The organism is Aliagarivorans taiwanensis DSM 22990 (genome assembly GCF_000429505.1).
GTDB lineage: Bacteria > Pseudomonadota > Gammaproteobacteria > Enterobacterales > Celerinatantimonadaceae > Aliagarivorans > Aliagarivorans taiwanensis.
Genome location: NZ_AUBZ01000018.1, coordinates 69,980 through 92,961, shown reverse-complemented (window position 1 = coordinate 92,961; position 22,982 = coordinate 69,980). Strand labels below are relative to the sequence as shown.

The 22,982-nt window shown below is 55.2% G+C and carries 19 protein-coding genes; 9 read left to right on the top strand and 10 right to left on the bottom strand.

Annotated elements, in window-relative coordinates; all coding sequences use genetic code 11:
* Nucleotides 1-56 precede the first annotated feature (56 nt).
* From gcvP to gcvT, 3 genes are all read right to left on the bottom strand, one after another.
* Nucleotides 57-2,948, bottom strand: coding sequence for an aminomethyl-transferring glycine dehydrogenase (gene gcvP, locus G462_RS0110010; RefSeq protein ID WP_026958878.1), 2,892 nt, complete (start codon nt 2,946-2,948; stop codon nt 57-59).
* Nucleotides 2,949-3,100: 152 nt separating this feature from the next.
* On the bottom strand, nt 3,101-3,493 hold the full coding sequence (gene gcvH, locus G462_RS0110005) for a glycine cleavage system protein GcvH (protein WP_026958877.1): 393 nt from the start codon (nt 3,491-3,493) through the stop codon (nt 3,101-3,103).
* A 47-nt stretch (nt 3,494-3,540) separates the two neighbouring features.
* The gene (gene gcvT / locus G462_RS0110000) at nt 3,541-4,632 is read right to left on the bottom strand and encodes a glycine cleavage system aminomethyltransferase GcvT (RefSeq protein WP_026958876.1); all 1,092 of its coding nucleotides are present in this window, start codon (nt 4,630-4,632) and stop codon (nt 3,541-3,543) included.
* 445 nt (nt 4,633-5,077) lie between these two features.
* Between gcvT and G462_RS0109995 the strand changes: the two genes are divergently transcribed.
* Both G462_RS0109995 and G462_RS0109990 read left to right on the top strand, forming a co-directional pair.
* Complete coding sequence (locus G462_RS0109995; RefSeq protein WP_026958875.1) at nt 5,078-5,833, top strand: sulfite exporter TauE/SafE family protein; 756 nt, start codon at nt 5,078-5,080, stop codon at nt 5,831-5,833.
* A 149-nt stretch (nt 5,834-5,982) separates the two neighbouring features.
* Nucleotides 5,983-6,642, top strand: a complete 660-nt coding sequence (locus tag G462_RS0109990; RefSeq protein ID WP_026958874.1) for a hypothetical protein — start codon at nt 5,983-5,985, stop codon at nt 6,640-6,642.
* Between the two features lie 57 nt (nt 6,643-6,699).
* Here the strand turns inward: G462_RS0109990 and ald are convergent, their stop codons facing one another.
* From ald to G462_RS0109970, 4 genes are all read right to left on the bottom strand, one after another.
* Complete coding sequence (gene ald / locus G462_RS0109985) at nt 6,700-7,821, bottom strand: alanine dehydrogenase (protein WP_026958873.1); 1,122 nt, start codon at nt 7,819-7,821, stop codon at nt 6,700-6,702.
* Between the two features lie 56 nt (nt 7,822-7,877).
* Nucleotides 7,878-8,639 carry an SDR family oxidoreductase gene (locus tag G462_RS0109980; RefSeq protein WP_026958872.1) on the bottom strand — a complete coding sequence of 254 codons (762 nt, stop codon included), beginning with the start codon at nt 8,637-8,639 and terminating at the stop codon, nt 7,878-7,880.
* Nucleotides 8,640-8,931: 292 nt separating this feature from the next.
* Complete coding sequence (locus tag G462_RS0109975) at nt 8,932-10,227, bottom strand: methyl-accepting chemotaxis protein (protein WP_026958871.1); 1,296 nt, start codon at nt 10,225-10,227, stop codon at nt 8,932-8,934.
* 169 nt (nt 10,228-10,396) lie between these two features.
* Complete coding sequence (locus tag G462_RS0109970) at nt 10,397-11,302, bottom strand: AraC family transcriptional regulator (protein ID WP_026958870.1); 906 nt, start codon at nt 11,300-11,302, stop codon at nt 10,397-10,399.
* Between the two features lie 213 nt (nt 11,303-11,515).
* Here G462_RS0109970 and G462_RS0109965 point away from each other — a divergent pair, with 213 nt between their 5' ends.
* Nucleotides 11,516-12,481: an SDR family oxidoreductase gene (locus G462_RS0109965; RefSeq protein ID WP_026958869.1), complete on the top strand. Its 966-nt coding sequence runs from the start codon at nt 11,516-11,518 to the stop codon at nt 12,479-12,481.
* Between the two features lie 58 nt (nt 12,482-12,539).
* Here the strand turns inward: G462_RS0109965 and G462_RS0109960 are convergent, their stop codons facing one another.
* Nucleotides 12,540-12,893 (bottom strand): DUF4345 family protein, encoded by a 354-nt coding sequence (locus tag G462_RS0109960; protein ID WP_026958868.1) that lies wholly within the window; start codon nt 12,891-12,893, stop codon nt 12,540-12,542.
* 157 nt (nt 12,894-13,050) lie between these two features.
* On the opposite strand from G462_RS0109960, the gene G462_RS0109955 reads away from it, so the two are divergent.
* Nucleotides 13,051-13,560 (top strand): GNAT family N-acetyltransferase, encoded by a 510-nt coding sequence (locus tag G462_RS0109955; protein ID WP_026958867.1) that lies wholly within the window; start codon nt 13,051-13,053, stop codon nt 13,558-13,560.
* A gap of 20 nt (nt 13,561-13,580) precedes the next feature.
* Here the strand turns inward: G462_RS0109955 and pdxR are convergent, their stop codons facing one another.
* Nucleotides 13,581-15,083, bottom strand: a complete 1,503-nt coding sequence (gene pdxR, locus G462_RS0109950) for a MocR-like pyridoxine biosynthesis transcription factor PdxR (protein ID WP_026958866.1) — start codon at nt 15,081-15,083, stop codon at nt 13,581-13,583.
* Between the two features lie 214 nt (nt 15,084-15,297).
* Here pdxR and tauA point away from each other — a divergent pair, with 214 nt between their 5' ends.
* From tauA to G462_RS22385, 5 genes are all read left to right on the top strand, one after another.
* A complete protein-coding gene (gene tauA, locus G462_RS0109945; protein ID WP_026958865.1) occupies nt 15,298-16,305 on the top strand; it encodes a taurine ABC transporter substrate-binding protein in 1,008 nt (335 codons plus the stop codon).
* Between the two features lie 57 nt (nt 16,306-16,362).
* Nucleotides 16,363-17,199 (top strand): taurine ABC transporter ATP-binding protein, encoded by an 837-nt coding sequence (locus tag G462_RS0109940; RefSeq protein WP_026958864.1) that lies wholly within the window; start codon nt 16,363-16,365, stop codon nt 17,197-17,199.
* 8 nt (nt 17,200-17,207) lie between these two features.
* Nucleotides 17,208-18,185, top strand: a complete 978-nt coding sequence (locus G462_RS0109935) for an ABC transporter permease subunit (protein WP_084405014.1) — start codon at nt 17,208-17,210, stop codon at nt 18,183-18,185.
* Between the two features lie 151 nt (nt 18,186-18,336).
* Nucleotides 18,337-18,714 carry a CHASE3 domain-containing protein gene (locus G462_RS23925; protein WP_026958862.1) on the top strand — a complete coding sequence of 126 codons (378 nt, stop codon included), beginning with the start codon at nt 18,337-18,339 and terminating at the stop codon, nt 18,712-18,714.
* Between the two features lie 63 nt (nt 18,715-18,777).
* Nucleotides 18,778-20,805, top strand: a complete 2,028-nt coding sequence (locus tag G462_RS22385; RefSeq protein WP_084405013.1) for a response regulator — start codon at nt 18,778-18,780, stop codon at nt 20,803-20,805.
* A gap of 75 nt (nt 20,806-20,880) precedes the next feature.
* Here G462_RS22385 and G462_RS0109920 read toward each other — a convergent pair whose 3' ends face one another.
* On the bottom strand, nt 20,881-22,899 hold the full coding sequence (locus tag G462_RS0109920; RefSeq protein WP_026958861.1) for an alkyl/aryl-sulfatase: 2,019 nt from the start codon (nt 22,897-22,899) through the stop codon (nt 20,881-20,883).
* Nucleotides 22,900-22,982 lie beyond the last annotated feature (83 nt).

Here is a 22,982-nt window from a genome sequence, read left to right as displayed (position 1 = left end):
AGCGAGCACCACTCCCGCAGCGCTCGCTTCCAATCACTACAAGTAGAATCGAAACCCTACTCCTCCTGATAAGCCTCCATCGGCACACAAGCACAGAACAGGTTTCTATCGCCAAACACATCATCGATGCGGTTCACCGTTGGCCAGAACTTGTTGGCGCGTACGGCATCGGATGGGAACACCGCGAGCTCGCGGCTGTAGCTGTGGGTCCACTCCGCGTCACATAGGTCGTCCATGGTGTGAGGGGCATTAACTAGTGGGTTGTCTTGCAGGCTCCATTCGCCGCTCTCTACCTTGGCGATCTCAGCGCGGATGGCAAGCATGGCTTCGATAAAGCGGTCTAGCTCGGCCAAGGACTCTGACTCGGTCGGCTCAACCATTAGCGTTCCCGCCACCGGGAAGCTCATGGTGGGGGCGTGGAAGCCGTAGTCGTTGAGGCGCTTGGCGACGTCCATCTCGCTGATGCCGGTGGCTTCTTTGAGTGGGCGCATGTCGATAATACACTCGTGGGCCACGCGGCCGTTACGACCTGCATACAGGATTGGGTAGGCGCCACCCAAGCGCTTGGCTAGGTAGTTGGCGTTAAGGATGGCGATTTCGGTGCTCTTGCGCAGGCCTTCGTTGCCTAGCATGGCGATGTACATCCAGCTAATCGGCAGGATGGAGGCGCTACCGCAGGGCGCGGCCGATACCGCTGGGTTGTTGTCGCTCTCTTTGCCGATTTTCACCACGCTATGGCCGGGTACAAACGGCGCCAAGTGGGCTTTTACGCCAATCGGTCCCATGCCCGGGCCACCGCCGCCGTGTGGAATGGCGAAGGTTTTGTGCAGGTTGAGGTGGCTGACATCGGCGCCGATAAAGCCCGGTGAGGTAATGCCCACCTGTGCGTTCATATTGGCGCCATCAAGGTAGACCTGACCGCCGTTGGCGTGGACGATATCGCAGATCTCGGTGATGGTCTCTTCGTACACACCGTGGGTCGATGGGTAGGTAACCATAATGCAGCTAAGTTGGTCGCTGAGCTCTTCGGCCTTGGCCTTAAGCTCGTTGAGGTCCACGTTGCCTTGCTCGTCGCAACCGACTACCACCACCTTCAGGCCCGCCATTTGCGCAGAGGCCGGGTTGGTACCGTGAGCCGAGCTTGGGATTAAGCAGATGTTACGATGCAAGTCGCCACGGCTGGCGTGGTATTTCTGGATGGTGAGCAGGCCAGCGTATTCACCCTGCGCGCCCGAGTTAGGCTGCATACATACCGCGTCGTAGCCGGTGATATCCACCAGCCAGGCTTCTAACTGCTCCACCATCATCTTGTAGCCCTGGCTTTGGTAGCTCGGGCAGAACGGATGCAGCTTGGAGAACTCGGGCCAGCTTACCGGGATCATCTCGGCGGTGGCGTTGAGCTTCATGGTGCAAGAGCCCAGTGAGATCATCGAGTGGTTCAGCGCCAGGTCTTTACCTTCCAGCTTGCGAATGTAGCGCAGGATGTCGGTCTCGGAGCGGTACTTGTTGAACACCTCGTTGGTCAGGATGGGGTCTTTACGCAGCAGCGCATCGCCCAGCACGGCTTGCTTGCCTTCCAATTGCTTATCCAGCTCGTAGGCATCCAGGCCGTGATCTTTACCGAAGATCACCGTGAACAGGTGGTTGATATCGTCGGCAGTCGTGGTTTCGTTCAAGCTGATCCCCACACAGCGCTTAATATCGCTGCGGAAGTTTACGCCCAAGTCGTCGGCGGCATCCAGGATGGCGGCTTTAAAGTCCACCTCCATCTGCAGGGTGTCGAAGTAGCAATCGTGGGTGAGTTTCACGCCTTTTTGGGTCAGGCCGGTGGCCAGAATCCGGGTGAGGCGATGCACGCGCTCGGCAATAGTGCGCAGGCCATCGGGGCCGTGGAACACCGCGTAGAACGAGGCCATATTGGCCAGCAGCACTTGCGCGGTACAGATGTTGGAGTTGGCCTTCTCGCGGCGGATATGTTGCTCGCGGGTTTGCAGCGCCATACGCAGCGCCGGCTTGCCACGGCGGTCTTTGGACACACCGATAATTCGCCCGGGCAGCGAGCGCTTGTAGGCATCGCGGGTGGCGAAGAAGGCCGCATGCGGGCCACCAAAGCCGAGCGGCACACCGAAGCGTTGGGCGCTGCCCAGCACCACGTCGGCATCCATTTCACCGGGGGATTTCAGCATCACCAAGGAGAGTAAATCGGTCGCCACCGCCACGATCGCTTTGCCTTCGTGCAGCATGTCGATAAGGCGGCTTAGGTCACGCACCTGACCGGTGGTGCCGGGGTATTGCAGCAGTGCGCCGAATACGTTGTGCTCGGTCGCCTCATCAGCCGGGGCTGTGATTACTTCAAAGCCGAAGTACTCGGCACGCTCGCGCACCACATCGAGGGTTTGCGGGTGCACATCGTCGGCCACGAAGAAGCTGTTGGCTTTCTTGTTCTTAGACACGCGCTTGGCCAGCGCCATGGCTTCGGCGGCGGCGGTGGCTTCGTCCAGCAGTGATGCGCTGGCCAGCTCCATGCCGGTTAAATCGAGCGTCATCTGCTGGAAGTTAAGCAGCGCTTCCAAACGGCCTTGGGCAATCTCGGGTTGATAGGGGGTGTAGGCGGTGTACCAGCCGGGATTTTCCAGTACGTTGCGCTGGATAACATGGGGTACATGGGTGTCGTGGTAGCCCATCCCGATGTAGGAGCGATAAACCTGGTTGCGATTCGCCAGGGCTTTGAGTTCTTTGAGCGCCGCTTGCTCGCTTAGCCCTTCGCCGATGGACAGGCCATCTTTGAGGAGAATGCTCTCGGGCACGGTTTGTTGGATTAGCTGCTCAACGGTGTCTAACCCCAGCTCATCGAGCATCTGCTGGGTTTCCCGTTGATCGGGTCCAATATGACGGCGAGTGAAATCTTGGTTTTGCTCTAATGCTTCTAGTGGCAAAAACGCGCTCATGATGTTGTTCCTGTAATCTGTCGGCTGATGTGCCTGATTCCTTCAGAGAGATGCGGCAGGCAATAGGCTTACGGCATCGATGCCGTGGTGGCTTACTCCATTAAGCCAACCGAGGGCGACAGCCCGCATTGCGGGCTGCGGTAATGCTGGTGTTACTCGTCTTCTTCGATAGACGCGGCGTAGTCTTCGGCGTTGAGCAGGTCGTCCAGCTCACCCTCGTCTGAGGCTTTTAGCTTGAATAGCCAGCCGTCGCCAAAGGCGTCGCTGTTAACCAGCTCGGGGGAGTCTTCCAACTCTTCGTTGATGGCAACCACAGAACCGCTGATCGGCGCATAGATGTCGGAGGCGGCTTTTACCGACTCAGCTACCGCGCAATCATCGCCGGCATCCAGGTCGTCGCCAACGTCTGGCAGGTCAACGAATACCATATCGCCCAGTAGCTCTTGGGCGTGGGCGGTGATCCCGATGGTGTATACGCCATCGCCTTCAGAACGTACCCATTCGTGGCTGTTGGTATAACGTAGGTCGGCAGGGTTGTTACTCATAGCTGTGCTTCCTTCAAAAAACTAAAAACTAGTTAACTTTTAAAAACTTAGGCTTTAGCGCCATTTCTGACAAAAACAGGTTTCACCACATTGACTTTAACCTGTTTTTTACGCATTTCCACCAGCGCGGTCTCGCTTTTGACCGCCGGTATTCTGGCCAGTGCAATACTCTGCCCAAGGGTGGGCGAAAAGCTGCCCGAGGTCACAACGCCTTGGTGTTGCTGGCCATTTTCATCTTCTACCCATACGGAGAGCCCAGCGCGCATTACGCCCTTGCTCTCCATTAGCAAGCCCACCAGCTTATCGGTGCCTTGCTCGCGTTGTTTCTCTAGCGCTTCACGGCCGATGAAGTCGCGCTCGCTTGGCTCCCAGGCAATGGTCCAGCCCATATTGGCAGCCAGTGGCGAGATGCTCTCGTCCATATCTTGGCCGTAGAGGTTCATTCCAGCTTCGAGGCGCAGGGTGTCGCGAGCACCAAGTCCACAAGGCTGCACGCCTTGCTCTAACAGACCTTGCCATAGGGCAACAGCTTGTGACTCTGGCACTACAATCTCGTAGCCGGCTTCACCGGTGTAGCCGGTGGTGGCAATAAACAGATCGCCCGCTTGCACGCCGAAGAAGGGCTTCATTCCTTCCACCACTTGCTGCTGCTCGCTGGTTAGCAGCTTGGCGGTAAGGGCTTTGGCTTCAGGGCCTTGCACGGCGATCATCGCCAACTCTGGGCGCTCAGTGATAGAGACCTTAAAATCGGCGGCTTGTTCACGGATCCACGCTAAATCTTTTTCGCGGGTGGCGGAGTTGACCACCAAGCGGTAGTCGGTTTCGGTAAGGTAGTAGGTAATCAGGTCGTCGATTACGCCACCTTGATGGTTGAGCATGCCGCCGTACATGGCCTTACCGGGAACGGTGAGCTTGGCCACGTCGTTGGCCAGTAGGTAGCGCAGGAAGGTTTTAGCCTGAGGCCCCTGAATATCGACAATGGTCATATGCGACACATCGAACATGCCGGCGCGCTGGCGCACTGCGTGATGCTCTTCGATTTGAGAGCCATAGTTGATCGGCATATCCCAGCCGTGGAAGTCCACCAGCTTGGCGCCGGCGTCAAGGTGAGCTTGGTGCAGTACAGTCTTCTGAGCCATAGTCCTTACCTGCGATTGGTTGCATAGCAACGCGCTTATCCATCAAAACGGAGTTTGAGTATAACCTTGCTTACACCTGCGTAACATCAGCTCAGCCCTAAGTTTGCTAATCCAAATTGGTGCAGTCGTCAGATTTACGAAGTGGCTCACAAGACTAATTAATCTACGCAAAACCACCAAGACAGCATTATGACCCACCAAAGAATTTATGAGCGATATATATTTCCATATAAATCAGTATTAACGAGATCTTAAGCCATCGCTGTACTTGTGCGTTGATTAGTAAATCTAACCCTAGCCCAAACTCACTGAAAAAAATATTTCATCTACGCTAAGCTATTGATTTAGATATTAACATTTATAGTAAATACTAACATTAGGGTTGAGCGTCGCTGACTTGCCTGCTACTGCAAGGCAAAGCACAGCCCAGCCCTTTGGACACGCAATGTCAGCAATCACCCTGCTCCCACCCGCTCTCGACCTTCTCGATTCTCTGCTACTAATCGGCCTGAGCTTTTTTACCTCCGGGCTAACTGCCGCCATGGGGATTGGCGGTGGCTCGCTATTGATTGCGGTGATGGCGCAACTGGTCCCCGCCAGCGCCATTGTGCCGGTGCATGCCTTGGTGCAGTTGGGGAGTAATAGCGGCCGCACCTGGCTGTTTCGCGAGTATGTGAACTGGTCGATGCTGGGGTGGTTCGCACTGGGCTGTATTGGCGGCTCCTTGCTTGGCGGGCAGCTAGCACTGAGTCTACCTGCTCACTGGATACAGCTACTGCTCGCCATCTTTATTTTGCAGAGCGCATGGCTGCCGCTTACGCTCCCTTCCCTCTCCCCCAAGCGCGTTGGATTGCTCGGTTTAGCCACCGCCTTTCTCACCATGTTGGTGGGCGCGACCGGGCCAGTGCTGATGTCGGGCCTCAAGCACCTGCTCCATGAGCGGATGCGCCTAGTGGCCAATATGGCCGCTATGCTCAGCACCCAACATGTGATTAAGGCCTTGGTGTTTGGCCTGCTGGGCTTTGCCTATCAGCAGTGGCTGGGCTTGATTGTGCTAATGGTGGCTAGCGGTTTCTGCGGAACCGTATGCGGCAGGCAGCTACTGCGGCGCAGCAACGACCAGCGCTTTCATTTTTGGTTGAAGTGGCTGCTAACGCTGTTGGCCTTGAAGTTGGGTTGGGATGGCTTGTTTGGTCGATAACTGACGACTCACTATGAACGGCTCCAAAGCCACTATTGACAACAAAAACAATTAATCATCAAACGTGACTGCGCTCACCACAATTGATTTACAAATCAATTAAATTGGTTAACGAACACCCTTGTAACGTTAACCAAAAGGAATTGAAAATGAGCCACGCACGTCTTGCAACACTCGCAACCGCCGCAATACTAAGCACCGTTTCAATATCCACTATCGCTGCCGATAAGCTGTATACCTTCGAGAACCCAACACTTCGCGCCGTCGATGTGATGTACGACTCGAACTCTACTCAGTCCTACCCTATCGATAAGTCGTCAGCAGAGCAGTTCTGTAAAGAGAAGAATCCCGACTACTTGTTAGAAAGTGGTTCGTTTACCAATAAAGGCTACGGCGACATCATGTTGCGCTATCGAGAAGGCTTGTGGGAGTTAATGGCCAGTATTCCCACTGCGATTGTGCCCGATATGGCAAGACTGAGCTCAGTCACATGTAAGCTCCATGTTGAACCCCAACCGGTTGTAGAGAAAAAGGCGTTCTACTATCCACAAGTAAAATGGTACGGCGTGTCTAGGGTAAGTGGCCTGTTCTACTGCCGAATGAATGGGTACCAAAATTATCTCGTTTCAGAGAGCCTGTTCAAGTATCACCCCCCTATTTACGATCCTCAAGTGCCTAAAACCTACTTGAGTGTGTACCGTGGAAATTGGAACAACATCACGCTAGATGGCTGGAACCCTGAACTCGCAGAGGGTGAAAACGCCTACGAGATAACCAAACTAATGTGCAGCCGCACCGTGTATAAATAAGCACAAAGCCCGCCCAGCCGGTTAGTGCTGAGCGGGTCCTTCCATCAAATTAAATCGTTACGCCGCTTTCAACGCCGCCAATGGATCCAAGAAGTCCTTGGCTTGGCTCTCGCCCACGCTTTGGTTAGTTAGCTGACCATGCATCACATTCAAGCCTGCCAACAGATGTGGATTCGCCAGCAGCGCTTGCTTGTAACCCAAGTTCGCTAGCTGCAGTACATAGGGCAGGGTCGCGTTGTTCAGGGCGAAGGTTGAGGTGCGCGCTACTGCGCCCGGCATGTTGGCCACGCAGTAGTGAACCACATCATCGACGATGTAAGTCGGTTCTGCGTGGGTAGTGGCTTTCGAGGTGGCGAAGCAGCCGCCTTGGTCAATCGCCACATCGACTACTGCAGAGCCAGCCTTCATCGCTTTGATCATCTCAGCGGTAACCAGCTTCGGCGCGGCAGCACCGGGGATCAGTACCCCACCAATTACCAAGTCGGCTTCAAGTACCGAGGCTTCCAGGTTGTATTGGTTGGAGAACACAGTCTTCACCTGACCGCCGAACTCGCTATCCAGCGCACGCAGGGTGTCGATGTTGTTGTCCAAAATAGTCACGTCGGCGCGCAGGCCTGCTGCCATTTGTGCGGCGTTCTTACCCACCACACCGCCACCGATGATGGTGATCTTGGCGGGCTCAACCCCACTAACACCACCAAGCAGCATGCCCAGACCGCCATTGGCTTTTTCCAAACAATGGGCGCCGGCCTGTATCGCCATACGACCTGCAACCTCTGACATAGGCGCCAACAGCGGTAGCGAGCCGTTAGCTGCTGTTACGGTTTCGTAGGCAACACAGACCGCGCCGCTACCCAGTAGGTCGTCGGTTTGTGGCACATCGGGGGCAAGGTGTAGGTAGGTGAACAGCAGCTGGTCTTCACGCAGCATGGCGCGCTCTTCAGCCAGTGGTTCTTTCACCTTCACTACCATCTCGGCTTGGGCGAACACATCCACCGCTGAGCCAACTATGCTGGCACCGGCTTTGATGTAGTCGTCGTCGCTGATACCAATTCCTACACCGGCACCGCTTTGAATAAGCACGCTGTGGCCATGTTTTACCAACTCTTGAACAGAGGCAGGTACCAAACCAACCCGATACTCGTGGACTTTAATCTCGCTAGGTACGCCAATAATCATGTTTCACTCCTTAAATACAGATATTCGCTTAAATCGTTACTTGATTCGCTTGTGGCTTAGCTGTCTTGCTTGACCACGTTGAAGTTGTTCCAGGCCTGCGAGGTGGGCATCACTTCCAGGCTGTTGATATTGATATGCGGTGGCTGATTGGCCAGCCAGAAGATAAGCTCTGCGATGTCTTCGGGCTGCAAGGCATTGGTGCCGCCATAAAGCTGTTGGTACTTGTCTTGGTCGCCATCAAAGCGCACCAAGGAGAACTCACTTTCCGACAGGCCCGGCTCCAGGCTGGTCACGCGCACGCCCTTTCCGGCTAAATCACAGCGCAGGTTACGGGAGAACTGGGCGACAAATGCCTTGGACGCGCCATAGACATGGCTGCCGGGATAGGGCCAGTTGGAGGCAATCGAGGCCAAGTTGACCACGCTGGCACCGGGGCTTTGCATCAAGCGCGGCAGTAGTGCGTGGGTAACGTTCACCAGGCCGGTAACGTTGGTATCAATCATCACCTGCCAATCTTCTAGCTTGGCGGCGTAGCTTGGGTCGGTGCCCTTGGCCAGTCCGGCGTTGTTGACTAGCACGGTAGGCTGGCTGAAGGCCTCTGGCAGATCCTCAACTATCTTGGCAACCGCTTCGGCGTCGCGCACATCCAAGGTGGCGATATGCACCTCACACAGCGGGCGAAGCTCGTCGGCTAAGGCTGCTAAGCGTTCAAAACGGCGTCCGGTAAGAATGAGCTTCGCGCCAGCCTTGGCAAAGCGGCGTGCACTGGCTTCACCAAATCCGGAGGTGGCACCGGTAATAAATACACACTGAGTCATCGTTATTCTCCTCCGCCCCACAGGGTATGGATGGTTACGAGGTGGACTGCCTTAGCTTTGTCTGCAATAGCGAGGTGCTACCGAATAATCCTTTGGGCTAAGCGCCAATCCATCGCGCTATTAACTAGTGTGTTTAGAATAGAAATGATCTTTGTCTGGGTTTAGTGCCAGATGGCTGAAGCTGTTAGGCCAGTCGGTATGTGAAGGAGGGTTTGACGAGTAATTGGCTGGAAGACGCAGGCCCCAAAGCAGTCACGCCTAGCGATTGAGGCTAGACGTGACAGCGAACGGCTTAATGATTGTCGGTCAGGTTCATCACGGTTTCCGAGACGTTTTCCGCGCCTTTGTGGATCTCGTCCATCACCACCGAGACTTCAGAGATTTTATCGCTGCCTTGCTGGGAGATATCGGCTACTTCGGCCATCAGGCTGGTCACAGATACCGTCAGCGCTTGGTTTTCGTTAACCACGTCGGTGATCTCCGAAGTGGACTCGGCAGTGCGCGATGCCAATTGCCTAACCTCATCGGCCACCACCGCGAATCCGCGCCCCTGATCCCCGGCCCGCGCCGCTTCAATAGCCGCATTCAGGGCCAGCAGGTTGGTCTGCTCGGCGATGCCTTTAATGGTCGAGACGATCTGCTCGATGCTTTTAGAGCGCTCATTTAAGGTTTGCACCTTGGTGACGGTCTCTTGCACTTGCCGCGAGATGTTTTGCGATACCTCAACCGAGTCCGCCAGCAAGTTGGCCCCTTGCTTGGCGATTTGGGCAGTTTCTACCGAGGTGCTGTGGGCAATCTCCGAGGCCTCGGCAATGGCGCGGTTCTTCTCGACTTCCTCAGTGATATCCGAGGCAAACTTGATGACCTTGTGCACCTTGCCGTGCTCGTCGTAAACCGGGTTGTAGGTGGCCTCGATCCAGACATTGCTGCCGCTGGCGCTTTTGCGTAGGAACTGGCCTGATTTGATCTCGCCATTACCCAGCTCTTGCCAGAAGTTCGGATTCTGTTGGTAGAAATCATCAAAACAGAAGATGCGATGGTGTTTGCCTACCACCTCGTTGGCCGAGTAACCCAGCGTCGCCAGGAAGTTTTGGTTGGCCTGAATAATGTTACCTTTCACATCGAACTCAATCACCGCCATGGATTTGTCCAAGGCATCGAGAATGGCTTTTTGAGTGCGCTCTTGCTCAAAGATCTGGGTGACATCGTTGGCAATCTTCATGGCCCCGGTGACTTCGCCTTGCTCATTTCTGATGGGGAAGTAGGTCGCATCCAACATGATCTTGTTGCCTTGCTTGTCGAAACGCTCAAAGGTGCCAGACTGCTGTTTTCCTGCGGCAATATCCCGCCAAAACTGGCTGTACTCAGCGCTGTTTGCATAGCGCTTATCGCAGAAGATGCGATGATGCTGACCTTTAATCTCGTCTCTACGGTAACCCACGCACTGCAAGAACAAGTCGCTGGCATCGACGATGGTGCCATCGGGCTTGAACTCAATCATGGCGAGGCTGTGGTTCATGGCGACTAGGACATTGTCACCGTGGGTGTTAGGTAGGTTTTCTTCTGACTTCTTTCCAAACATGAACATGGCTTTGTCGCTCACTCAAACATTCTGACAAGAACAATATCTCGTCAGCGTAGACAGTAATCCTTGTGTTTTCACCGCGATTGGTGACGGAGTGGAGCTAGGTCGCCCTAGCTCTGGGAGTGATGATGGAATATGTGGCAAGGCGCGCAATTTGAGCTTTGGCTCTAACTCAAACCAAGCCTTGTGCGATATCACCCGGTAGCTGCCGGGATAGTCCCCATTGCTTCGGTGACTGCCCATACATCCGCTTAAACTCGCGACTAAACTGTGATGAGCTGACATAGCCCACCTCCATGGCTGCAACATTCACTGGGGTGCCTCCGGCGATCTTCATGGCAGCATTGTTGAGGCGCATTGATTTCACAAACTGAATCGGCGACATGCTGGTCGCCTGCTTAAATTTGCGATGGAACACGGCGCGGCTCATCCCCACCTGCGCAGCCATCTCCTCGATGGTGACCACTTCACCCAAGCGAGACGAGAGCAGCTCGATTGAGCGGGCAATTTGGTTGCCTACCCCAAAGGCCCGTCTGGCGGCGTGTCCCGCATCCCCCTTTAAGATGGCGTAATAAAGCTCGCGTAAGCGCCCTTCTCCCAGTATCGCGCTGTCAGTGGCGTTGCCGCTCAATTGCAGCAGTCGCAGCAGTGCATCCGTAAAGCGTTCATCCCAGCGCGCCAGGGTTAGCCCCTCGGGATGCATGCCATGTTGCGGCGGACGAAGCGACGTATTGGCGCGCTCCATCTCGAGGGCCAAATCGGTCATTAACTTAGGATCGAGGGTGATATAGACCCCCAGCAAGGGATTGTCTGGTGATGCCTCGGGTGTGCCCGCTTCCACCGGCATCGACATCGGGCAGCACAGATACTGGCTGCTGTCGTAGTGGTAGCGCTTGCCATCGAGGATGGCCTGTTTCGCGCCACTCACAATCGCCACCACGGTCGGTTGATATACCGCCGGAGCGCAGCTTACCGACTGGCTGACGCGAAATAACTGCACGCCAGCGATGCCGGTATCGAGCAAGCCATCTTCATGGAGGGCCTGCACTACAAGGTGTTTTATCTGGTGTTTACTCATGCTTTCAAACTAGCGCCGCCTGCCGCTGCATTCAAGCAAGCGAGACAATTAGGCAATTTTTAGCGACTAAAGCGCCTAGTTTGCGACCACACCGAGACATATAGTTCAAACGCACAACGACCACTGCTTTCACTCAGCCCTAAGCCAGCGCTTAACGCGGCTAAGCGCCTAAGCAGCACAGACACCATCAACGCAAACCGGGGAGCTTGAAGCATGAACACCCACAGCAAACGCAACACCCACAGTAAACGCAACACTCAAGGTTGGACACCAGCGCAACTTGGCTCCCTGACCGGCAAGACCTATCTGATTAGCGGCGCAAACTCCGGCGCTGGCTTTGAGGCAAGTCGGGTGTTTCTCTCAAAAGGGGCCCGCGTGGTAATGCTCAATCGCAACAACGATAAATCTGCAGCAGCCATTCACAGCTTGAAGCAGGAGTTTGGTAACGACGCCAAGGTCTCGTTTATTCGTATGGACCTGGCAGAGTTGAACTCGGTACGCGACGCCGCCGCACAAATCCTCGAGCGCGTTGACCACATCGATGCGCTGATCTGCAATGGCGCCATCGCTCAAGTGGCCAAGCAGCAACTCACCGTCGATGGCTTTGAAAGCCAACTTGGCGTTAATCACTTCGGTCATTTTTTGCTGTGTAGGCTACTGTTCGAGCGCATCAACGCCTCGCAGGGGCGTATCGTGGTGGTGGGGAGCAATGCCTACAAGATGGGGCTAAAGCGGATTCAGTTTGACGATCTGAACTTCGACAACAACTACACCGCTTGGAACTCCTATGCCCAAAGTAAGCTGGCGCAAATGATGTTTGGCTTTGAGCTACAACGCCGCATTGAGGCTACGGGCAAGCAGGTTCAGGTACAGATCTGCCACCCCGGCGCTTCTCGCACCAACTTGCTGATGGATACCGCTAGCCGCTTTAACAAGATCCTGTGGTCGGTGCTACAACGGGTGATTGCCCAGTCCGCCGAGAAGGGCTCATGGCCCGAGGTAATGTGCGCAACCAGCGAGGCACTCACGCCACTGCGCCTATACGGCCCAACCCAACGAGCCGATACAGTAGGTCCGGTGGGCGAGTGTCAGCTTGATGAGGTCGCCCTCGACCGCGCCATGGCCAGTGAGCTATGGGCCCTGTCAGAGCAGAAAACCGGGATAAGCTGGGGGTTGTAGCTTGGCTTCGGCTTAGAATGGCGAGAGCCGGCATCAAGGCTTGCAGGAAAGCACCGCGCTAGGTTCGAGCGCGGAAATACCACCACACCAGCGGCAGCAAAATCACCAACTCGATTCCCACGTTAATCCATTGCTTCAGCACCGGGCCATCGAGCATGATGCCGATCAGCCTTGCCACCAACAGGCCAAACAACAGTGACGCGCCAGTGGCGGCAATAGTAGCGCCCCACGGCTGCAGCTGATGGTGGAACATCAGCAGCGTCCCAGCACCGATGAGTAGGCCCCACCAAATCCGCCGCTCGGTGGCTTGAAAGGTATCGCTGGGAATGGGTTTGTTGCTGACAAGTTCGGGATTCCACGCCAATACAACGCCTGCAACTATTAATAGAACACCGATGATTTTGGCCAGCATATTGAACTCCTTTTGTAAGTATCCCTCAAGAATAGCCGCTAGTGTGCGGCGTGGAGCCGCTACCAATCAGTGCTTTATTGATTAAGGAGTGTTGACCTGTCTATAACTCCATAGTTTAGGATGTGCGATATTCATTTAGTTATTACGAAGACCCCGCATGCAAATACGTCACGAAGCCCTAGCCGACATCGATTCCATCCGCGCGCTGACCTATGCCGCGTTTAAAGGCCATCCCCATCATGAACCCGGCGCTGAGCCCACCGAGCATGTGATCGTAGACAAACTGCGTGAGGCCGGCGCGCTTAGCCTGTCACTAGTAGCGGAGGTTGATGGAGAGATAGTCGGCCATATCGCCTTGTCTCCAGTGAAGATTGGTGAGGCGGAAGTCGGGCAGCACTGGTTTGGTCTTGGCCCGGTATCGGTGCTACCTGCTAAGCAAGGGAAAGGCGTGGGATCGCAACTCATCCGCCAAGCGCTGGAAATGATGCAGCAACAAGGCGCTGAAGGCTTAGTGGTGATGGGGGACCCTAGCTATTACGGACGATTTGGCTTTAAGCACGATGACACCATTGTCTTCCCGGGTATCCCTCAGGATTACTTTATGGCGCTTGCGATGAGCGCTCAAAAGCCAAATGGCGACGTAAGCTACCACCCAGCATTCTACTAACGCCTAGCCGCCCAACCTAGTCAGGCGACACTCTTCGCCTTGGCCGGTCTGGGTAAACCGGTGAGCTGGCTAATCAGCTCACCCAGTTTGCTCAAGCCCGCTTCAATCCTATCACTCTCAATGGCCGAGAAGCCAATGCGGATATAGTGCTGCTCGGGCATGCCGTTGAAGAACAGGCTATCGCCCGATTCGACCAAGATCCCCAGCTTAGCCGCCTCCGCAACCAAGTACTCGCTGCTAAGACCATCGGGCAGCCCCAGCCAAAAACAAAAGCTACCGGGGGTAGAGTGCAGCTGGCAATGGCTTAGATAGCGATCCAGCCCTTGTTTTACCTGCCACCATTTTTGCTCGTAGAGGCGGCGCATTCGGCGTACATGGCTATCGTAATAGCCCTGTGCAATAAACAGCGCCAAGGTGCGTTGGTTGTTAGCGGGCGGATGGCGATAGTTAAGTCGGCGCAGTGCACGCAGTTCATCAATGAGACGGCGATCCGCGACAATATAGCCCAACCGCAGGCCCGGCGAGAGCGACTTAGACAGGCTGCCCACGTAGATCACCCGGCCGCTGCTATCGAGGCTTTTGAGTGCCGGTAGCGGCGCTTCAATAAAGTTAACCTCGCTTTCGTAGTCATCTTCTACCACCAGAAAGTCGTCCCGCTCCGCTTGCGCCAATAAGCGTTGGCGCCGCTCAAGTGGCATGGTCACGGTGGTGGGATACTGATGGCTTGGGGTTACACACACATAGTCGCAATCACGCAGTTGCTCGCCTAGCACCAGGCCCTGATCGTCCAAGTCCAAGGGCTTAAGCTGGGCCTGCTGATACCTAAAGATGTTGCGCAGATCGGCATAGCCGGGGTCTTCCATGCCTACCTTCACCTGCGGCCCAGCCAGTAGAGAGGCCAGCATAAACAGCGAGTTCTGGGTGCCCATGGTCACCAGCACCTCGCCCTCTTCGGCCACGATGCCGCGCTTTGAGAGGATCTGCTGGCGGATCTGCGCCACCAGCTCGGGGGCATCATCGTCGATGTAATCTTCCACCCACTCGTGCAGGCTGTTGCGGCTCTGGGCGATGCGCAGGCATTCGCGCCACTGGTAGATGGGGAACTCTTTGGCTTCGATCTGCCCATAGATAAAGGGATAGGGATAACTGAGCCAGGCCTTGTCTTTATTTAGTCGACTATAGGCGCTGGGCTGGTGCTGGATACGTGCGCTCCACTTTGGCGCATTATCCTTATTATCAGTAGGGTTTTGCACTACCTTGGGGAGGCTTGCCTCCTGAACTTCCGGGTTTACAAAGAAACCACTGCGCTCTTTTGCCAATAAATAGCCCTCATCCACCAGGCTTTCATAGACCAGAACCACGGTGTTTCGCGATACCCCCAGCAGCTTAGCCATCCTACGGCTGGACGGCAGCGGGCGCCCGCCAAACTGGCCTTTGCTAATTAATTCAACGAGTTTCTCTCGGATCTGCCGCTGATAGCTCTTACCCGGCTTGAGTTCCAGATTAATTAGTAGCTCGGTCATACACCCTCCCTGAATCAGGACGAAATCTTGCATTGCACCCCATTAGTGAAGGTAGGCACTGCAATTTCTCCGCCAGCCACGAACAAAATACAGCCAGCAGACGCTGGACCAACGATTTAAAAAATTGGCCCTAAGTCATGGGAATACGCGCAAGTAACTTAAAGATGAACCTCAATCACGGTCCATCGGTCGTTTAAGTAACAAAGGATGAGTTATGAACACACGAATTTTGAAACGAGGCCTTGTCGCCATTACTGCAGCTGTCATGGCTGCCAGCGTCAGCGCCAAAGAAGTCACCATTGGGTATCAGGGAATGTTTAACCCATGGAAGCACGCTATCGACCAACAACTGGTTGAGAAAGAAACCGGCTACACCATTAAGTGGCGTCGCTTCGACTCTGGCGCGAAAGCGATGACCGCCATGGCCGCGGGCGCGGTGGATATCACCTCGGCCGGTTCCAGCCCGATTGCCAGTGCGGTAAGCCGTGGCGTTGATATGCAGCTGTTCTGGATTCTGGAGAACATCGCCGATGCAGAAGCACTGGTGGTACATGAAGACTCAGGCATCAATGAACCGAAAGACTTGGTTGGCAAGCGCATTGCGGTGCCCTTTGTGTCAACCACCCACTTCCACGCCCTGTTCGCACTGGAGCAGTTCGGCCTGACCGAGAAAGACGTGAAGCTGATTAACATGCAGCCTAACGCCATTGCGGCAGCATGGCAGCGCGGCGATATCGACGGCGCATTTATCTGGGATCCAGCCCTTGGCACCATCAAGCAAAGCGGTAAGGTGCTGATCTCCTCAGCCACCCTCAGCGCTTGGGGCAAGCCAACCTTCGATGGCCTGGTGGTTGGCACCGAGTTCGCCGCAGAAAACACCGAGTTTATGAACAAGCTGGTGAAGATCATCTCCGACTTGGATGCAGAGTATCGTGCCAACAAACAGGCCTTCACGCCCGATCACCCGATTGCCCAATCGATTGCCAAAGTAAGCGGCGGCGAAGTCTCAACCGTGCCTGAAGTACTGGCCCTGTACGACTTCCCAGATATCGACACACAATTGAGCTGTGCCTGGCTGGGCTGTGGCGCAGATGGCGGTGCCACCAAGTCACTACAGTTCACCTCTGAGTTTTTGAAAGAGCAGAAGAAGATTAACGAGCTGCTGCCTGACTACAGCCAGTTTGTGAATACCAGCTTTGCTGAAGCCGCTGCCGAGATGTAACAGCGCGCAGGCCACAAACGTAATAAGCAACTATCTGAATCAGCACAGGAACCAACCATGAATAAGTTAAAGATCCACGACGTCTCGGTTGTCTATCCTGCAGCTCAAGGCGGTGACCCAGTCACCGCCCTTAATGAAGTCAACCTGACTATCGAGCAAGGCGATCTGGTCGTTGCGTTGGGTGCTTCTGGCTGCGGCAAGACCACCCTGCTCAACCTGATTGCCGGCTTTATCCGCCCCACCGATGGCTACCTCACCTTGGGCGATAGTCGAATCGAAGGCTACCCACGGGTTGCCGTTGGGCTGGATATCGGCGACGAAGTCACCGGCCCCGGCGCAGACCGCGGGGTGGTGTTTCAAAAGCACGCCTTGCTGCCTTGGCTAAATGTGATTGAAAACACCGAGTTCGGCCTCAAGCTACAAGGGGTCGACAAGCAAGAGCGCCGCGAACGCGCCGCTAAGTTTCTCAAACTGGTGGGCCTTGAAGACTTCCACCAGCACAAGATCTACCAACTCTCCGGCGGGATGCAGCAACGTGTCGGTATTGCCCGCGCCCTGACCAACGACCCGCAGATGCTACTACTGGATGAGCCACTCGGCGCGCTGGATGCGCTGACCCGCGAATCACTACAAGAACTACTGCTGGATGTGTGGCGCGAGACCCACAAGATGATGTTCTTCATCACCCACGACGTGGATGAAGCGCTGCTACTGGCGACTCGCCTGATCGTAATGTCGCCGCGCCCCGGCCGGATTACCCACGAGTTTGAACTCAACTTTAACCAACAATTTCTCGAGACCCGCAATGCCCGTCAGGTGAAATCCAGCCCTGAGTTTATTGCGATGCGCGAGAAGATCCTCGCCATTATTCACGGCGATGAAATCGCAGCCTAGGAGTGATTATGACGAGCAACAGCCTACCCATGGATGCGCTCAGTGAGATGCCTGAGAGCGCCGAGGCAACCAAACCTAGCATCAACAAGCCCGCACCTGCTGTCACCACAAGCAGCAATGGCCGCGAGCTCACCCCCTTCGCGCAAATGATTGTCCGCCAGCTAAACAAGCTGCAAAAAGGCTCACCGGTGGCCAGCGGCGAGTACTACGGCCAGCCCGGCGCTGGCGACAGCCGCATCATCGCGCTGTTCTCCACCCTGTTCTTTATCGGCCTGTGGGCCTTGGTCACTGAAACCGGCATGGTGCGCCCGCTGTTCTTGCCCTCGCCGGTGGATGTGGTGGCACGGATGGTCGATATCACCCTCGATGGCTTCTCCGGCGCTACCTTGGGCCAGCACTTAGCGGCCAGTCTGGGGCGGATCTTCGGCTCCTTTGCCTTGGCCTGCCTGATTGGTATTCCTCTAGGTGTGGCGATTGGCTGCAGCCGGGTGATGCGCGGGATCTTCGATCCGCTGATTGAGTTCTACCGCCCTCTGCCGCCGCTGGCTTACCTGCCATTGGTGATTATCTGGATGGGTATCGATGAGAGCAGCAAGATTATGCTGATCTTCCTCGCTATGTTGGCCCCAGTGGTGCTCAGTGCCCGCGCTGGTGTCAGCTCGGTGAAGATTGAGCAGATCCAAGTGGCCTACTCGATGGGCGCGAGCCGCAGGCAAGTGGTGACCCAGGTGATTCTACACGGTGCTCTGCCAGATATCCTGACCGGTATGCGCATCGCCATCGGCTTTGGCTGGACCACCTTGGTGGCCGCCGAGATGGTCGCCGCTGAGCGCGGTATCGGCTTTATGGTGCTGAACGCCTCGGAGTTCTTGGTGACGGATGTAGTGATTGCCGGGATTGTGATTATCGGGGTGATTGCCTACCTGTTCGATATGCTGATGCGCTATATGGAAACCAAGCTGGTGCCTTGGAAAGGGCAGATCTAACCCGTTGTTATTGGTTTTATCAAAGGCTGGGAGTACATACTTCCAGCCTTTTTCTTATTAAGCCCTCGCCAAATTCAAGCCTCTGATTACTAACAAATCAGACACTTGTTCTAGACTGAAAACTATTCCATTCATTACTCGCTGGTTTGATATGCCCTCACTGATCCTTCGCGTTGAAAACCTCTCTGTACAGAAGAAGTTACTGGGTAGCTTTGCCATTCCGGTGCTACTGATGCTGCTAGTGTCAGTCTCTGCCTACCAGAACACCCAATCGATGGTGGAAGACAACCACTGGGTCGCCCACACCCACAAGGCGATAGCCCGCGCCCAAGAGCTGCTGAGCCTGGTGGTGGATATGGAAACCGGTAAACGCGGCTATCTGCTCACCGGCAACGAAGCCTTTCTCGAGCCCTTTCACGCGTCATTAAGTGTGTGGGATCAAAAGCTGGCCGCGCTATCCAACCAAGTCAGCGATAACCCGGCTCAGGTTGAACGCTTGGCCACGATTGGCGAGCTACACGACCAATAGCTGAAAGAGGCGGCGTACAAGGAGATCCTACAGCGAGAACTGGTCAGTGATGGTCAAGCCTCGATGCAGAGCATTGTGGAGCTGGTGCAACAAGAGGTTGGCAAAAACATCATTGATGCCACCCGTACCAAGATTGCCCGCTTTATTGAGAGTGAGAACAAGCTGATTGCGGTACGCATCGAAAAATCACAACACTCCGCCAACCAAACCAGCATGGTGCTGTTTCTCGGCACCTTTCTGGCTGCGGCCGCCTCAATATTGGTGGCGGTTTGGGCCGCTAATCGAGTCAAGAAACGCATTCGCCTACTGCGCGATGCCACCAAGCAAGTGTCGCGAGGCAAACTTAAACAAGGCCAACGGCTGCTGGCTTCCAGCGAGCACTTGCAAGGGAGAGACGAGTTGGCCGAGCTGACCGTTGGCCTCAATGAGATGGCGCAAAGCTTAGTGAAAAGCGACCTGCAGATGCGTGATTACAACCAAAAGCTACGCGAAGAACGCAAGAACGCCGAGGCCGCCGCCCGCGCCAAGAGCGAGTTTCTGTCGACCATGAGCCATGAGATCCGCACCCCGATGAACGGGGTTATCGGCATGACCAATCTACTGTTGGATACCGACTTAGACGAGCAGCAGCTGAGAATGACCGAAACGGCCAAGAACAGTGCCGAGTCTTTGCTAGCGATCATCAACGACATCCTCGATTTCTCGAAGATTGAGGCTGGCAAGATTGAGCTGGAATCGGTGGATTTCGACCTCGGCGAGTTGGTGGAAGATGTCGGCGGCATGCTCTACATCTCTGCCGAGCGCAAAGGCATTCAGCTGATCTGCCCTGCCACTCCGGTTATCGATCAGTGCTATCGCGGCGATCCCGGCCGGATCCGTCAGGTGTTGAGTAACTTGGTAAACAATGCGATTAAGTTTACCGAGCATGGCGAGATTGCGGTGAATATAAGGGTTGAGCAGCAGCTTGAATCGGCCAATCAGCTGCGCTTTGAGGTGGTCGACAAAGGTATCGGTATCAAGCCAGAGCAGCAAGAAAAGCTATTTACCCGCTTCTCCCAAGCCGATAGCTCCACCACCCGCAAGTACGGCGGCACCGGCCTAGGTTTGGCCATCTGTAAAACCCTCACCGAGATGATGGGCGGCGAGATAGGGGTTATCAGTACCCCCGGCGAGGGCTCGACCTTCTGGTTTACCCTACCCTTGCAGCACGCGCCAGACAACGCTGTGGTCTACCTGCCTTGCGGCAACCTGCAGCAGCAACGGATCTTGGTGGTGGACGATGTGGCCACCAACCGCAACCTGCTCGATAGCTTACTCAAGATTTGGCAGATCGAGCATCACTCAGTCAGCTCTGGGGAGCAGGCTCTTGAAGCCTTACAACTAGCCGACGACCTCGGCAAACCCTTTACCATTGCTATAATCGATTACCAAATGCCCGAGATGAGCGGTGTCGAGCTAGCCGAACGGGTCCTAGCCGATCCCAGACTTAAGAGCACCAAGCTGATTATGCACTCCTCGGTGGCACAGATGGGCGACTCCTCCTTGTTTAAACACATCGGCTTTAGTGGCTACCTCACCAAGCCGATGCAGCAGGCAGATCTACTCAACATTCTTAGAAAAGTCTCGGGTATAGAAGATGCCCGCGCCAAACAGATCATGGTTACCCCAGATACCCCGAATCAGCGGCCTCAGTACAAGGCCCACGTGTTGATCGTCGACGATGTCACCACCAACCAGCTAGTGCTGCAATCGATGCTGAGCAAGCGCATCCGCGCCGACAAAGCCGACAGCGGCCAAGAGGCCTTAGCCGCCTTGGCCGGCGATGCGGACTATGACTTGGTGTATATGGACTGCCTGATGCCCGAGATGGATGGCTACGAAGCCACCCAACGGATCCGCAACTCAAACGATCCCAACATCAATCAGCAGGTGCCGATCATCGCCATGACCGCCAACGCCATGCAGGGCGACCGGGAGAAATGCCTCGACGCCGGGATGGACGATTACCTGACCAAGCCCATCAACAAGAAAACTCTAGAAGACTCATTGAATAAGTGGCTGACCAAGCAATCCGTTGAGCAATCGTCTTAGGGCGCTAGCTGGATATTCTCGTCCAGAAGCCAAAAGCCCTCCAAGATAGGAGGGCTTTTCTTTACGCTACCGAACTTAACGCTGCGGCATGGGTAAGATTTCGAACAGGCCATCGAAGCTGTCCAAGCTCGCCATCAGGCTCTCAAGCAACTCGCCATCGCCCTCGAGCTGAGCGGCGCCCGAGCTTAACAAGCTATCCAGATCGCTGTTCCCCAGCACCAACTGGGTCAGAGCCCCTTTGCTGATGGTCAGTGTCACATCGGTGCGCGGAAGGGTATCCACCTCAATGTTAGCCATATTGGCGTTGGAGACCTCGCCGTAGAACTGCTCATCCAGCTCTGGGTGAACGACGCCAAAGGTGAAGTTCAGCCCCGCTTGCTCGGCCTTCTCGGCGTTAAGCTGTACCGCCATAAAGTCCAGGAACATACCGGTTGGGGTATTGGCGATGACATCAGGCGATGCCAGCTTGATGGAAGGCTGGATCTCGCCGGTGCGCAGTTCCACCGCCCCTTGCAGGTAAGAGTTACGCCAAGCCATAGTCTCAGACTGGTAGCCCTGCTGCTCGAAGCTATCTGCCAAGGCAAAGCGATACTGGGTGTTGTCAGGCTGACACTGCACCAAGTCGTTAAATAGCTGCGAGGCTTGCTGATACTCGCCTTGGTTAAAGTGCTGCATGCCCGCTTGGTAGAGCACCTCAGCGCCAGCGGCTTGCACATATACGCAAGACTTATCTTGAGTTTGCAGCGGATTGGTGTTGACCGGGTTCATATCGTGATAACCCAAGTACAGGTTCACCACCGCCCGCGCATTGTGGCTGTATGAGCCGTGGTAGCCATTGGTGTGCCAAGTATCGAGCTGCGATTGTGGCACCAACTTTTCAATCTCGCGACCAACATCGTTGATGGTGACACCATGGTTAGCCAGACGCATCGCTTGGTTATGGATAAAACCATAGTTGTCGCGCTGCAGCGTCATGTACTCGCTGATCTCATTCAGCTCACTGTCCGGGTTGTTCCACACCGGTGCGGAGTGGGCAGCATGGATGTTATCGACCAGACCGCTATCGACGAAGCGCAGCTTGAGCTCGGTAAGATACTTGGTCCACACTAGCGCATCACGCACCTTGGCGCCGCGGAAGGTGTAGATATTATGCATTCCGTCGTAGGTCAGCTCGGCGGTATTGAGCGAGCGGTACTTGGGCACATACAACACCATCTCTGCTGGCGCTTCGGCGCCGGGCATATTGATGGCAAGGAACTCCAGCCCGTCGATGGTAATCAGCTTCTCGCGCGGCTGCACTTCATGGGTTGGCGCCACCAAGGTTACCTTGCCTCGCGAGGTGCCCAGCCCAAGCGCATTGTCGACGATCCCTTTCGGGTCGTTACCCAAGGTCGTGCCATATTGGTAGTTAGCCCGGCGACTCATGGCGGTACCAGCAATCACGTTCTCGTCAGCCAGCTCTTTGATAAAGTCTTTCGGCGCATAGATCTCAGCGCCCTCAGCAAAATCACCCGACTCAACGATGCCGCGCGAGCCGCCGAAGTGATCGCCATGCATGTGTGAGTAGATCATACCGGTGATCTTGTGCTCGCCATTAATCGCGGGCAGATGCAGCTTGGCAAACTCCCAGGAAGCGCTAGCCGCCTCTTTCGACAGCAGCGGGTCATGGATGACGTAGCCATTATCGCTGCGATAGATAGTCATGTTCGACAAGTCAGCGCCACGGATTTGATAGACCCCATCGGTCACCTGATACAAGCCACCTGCGGCGTAGTTAAGCATGCCCTGTCGCCAGATAGAGGGATTCACGCTGGCAGGTAAATCTTGCAGGTCCATATCCGACATATAGTCAAAACGGTTTTTTAGCTCGCCGGCCTGATGGTCGCCAAACTCGGCGATCAAGCCCTTGCGGGTGCGCTCAAAGGCTGACACATCCTGCCATGGCAGTTGCTTGGCCAGCTCGGCATTGACCGCAGTGGTATGCTCGCTGGCAGGCTTTCCTTGATAGTTTTCCAAGCTTGCGTAGTCAGCACTGGCGTTAAATGACACAGCGATGGCCAGCGATAGTACAGAAGGAATAAAACGGGTTTTCATAGGGAGCCTCATCGGTTCGCAGTAAACAGTTCGCAGCTACTTTACCCAGTTGACACATAGCAAAACATGCATGAATCTATATA

What these genes read in the sequence shown, in the direction of transcription:
- G462_RS0109920 (WP_026958861.1), bottom strand. Translation starts at nt 22,899, where the DNA reads ATGAAAACCCGTTTTATTCCTTCTGTACTATCGCTGGCCATCGCTGTG.
- G462_RS0109975 (WP_026958871.1), bottom strand. Translation starts at nt 10,227, where the DNA reads ATGTTCATGTTTGGAAAGAAGTCAGAAGAAAACCTACCTAACACCCAC.
- gcvT (WP_026958876.1), bottom strand. Translation starts at nt 4,632, where the DNA reads ATGGCTCAGAAGACTGTACTGCACCAAGCTCACCTTGACGCCGGCGCC.
- G462_RS22385 (WP_084405013.1), top strand. Translation starts at nt 18,778, where the DNA reads ATGCAGAGCATTGTGGAGCTGGTGCAACAAGAGGTTGGCAAAAACATC.
- pdxR (WP_026958866.1), bottom strand. Translation starts at nt 15,083, where the DNA reads ATGACCGAGCTACTAATTAATCTGGAACTCAAGCCGGGTAAGAGCTAT.
- gcvH (WP_026958877.1), bottom strand. Translation starts at nt 3,493, where the DNA reads ATGAGTAACAACCCTGCCGACCTACGTTATACCAACAGCCACGAATGG.
- G462_RS0109995 (WP_026958875.1), top strand. Translation starts at nt 5,078, where the DNA reads ATGTCAGCAATCACCCTGCTCCCACCCGCTCTCGACCTTCTCGATTCT.
- G462_RS0109980 (WP_026958872.1), bottom strand. Translation starts at nt 8,639, where the DNA reads ATGACTCAGTGTGTATTTATTACCGGTGCCACCTCCGGATTTGGTGAA.
- G462_RS0109940 (WP_026958864.1), top strand. Translation starts at nt 16,363, where the DNA reads ATGAATAAGTTAAAGATCCACGACGTCTCGGTTGTCTATCCTGCAGCT.
- G462_RS0109955 (WP_026958867.1), top strand. Translation starts at nt 13,051, where the DNA reads ATGCAAATACGTCACGAAGCCCTAGCCGACATCGATTCCATCCGCGCG.
- G462_RS0109960 (WP_026958868.1), bottom strand. Translation starts at nt 12,893, where the DNA reads ATGCTGGCCAAAATCATCGGTGTTCTATTAATAGTTGCAGGCGTTGTA.
- G462_RS0109970 (WP_026958870.1), bottom strand. Translation starts at nt 11,302, where the DNA reads ATGAGTAAACACCAGATAAAACACCTTGTAGTGCAGGCCCTCCATGAA.
- G462_RS0109935 (WP_084405014.1), top strand. Translation starts at nt 17,208, where the DNA reads ATGACGAGCAACAGCCTACCCATGGATGCGCTCAGTGAGATGCCTGAG.
- G462_RS0109990 (WP_026958874.1), top strand. Translation starts at nt 5,983, where the DNA reads ATGAGCCACGCACGTCTTGCAACACTCGCAACCGCCGCAATACTAAGC.
- ald (WP_026958873.1), bottom strand. Translation starts at nt 7,821, where the DNA reads ATGATTATTGGCGTACCTAGCGAGATTAAAGTCCACGAGTATCGGGTT.
- gcvP (WP_026958878.1), bottom strand. Translation starts at nt 2,948, where the DNA reads ATGAGCGCGTTTTTGCCACTAGAAGCATTAGAGCAAAACCAAGATTTC.
- tauA (WP_026958865.1), top strand. Translation starts at nt 15,298, where the DNA reads ATGAACACACGAATTTTGAAACGAGGCCTTGTCGCCATTACTGCAGCT.
- G462_RS0109965 (WP_026958869.1), top strand. Translation starts at nt 11,516, where the DNA reads ATGAACACCCACAGCAAACGCAACACCCACAGTAAACGCAACACTCAA.
- G462_RS23925 (WP_026958862.1), top strand. Translation starts at nt 18,337, where the DNA reads ATGCCCTCACTGATCCTTCGCGTTGAAAACCTCTCTGTACAGAAGAAG.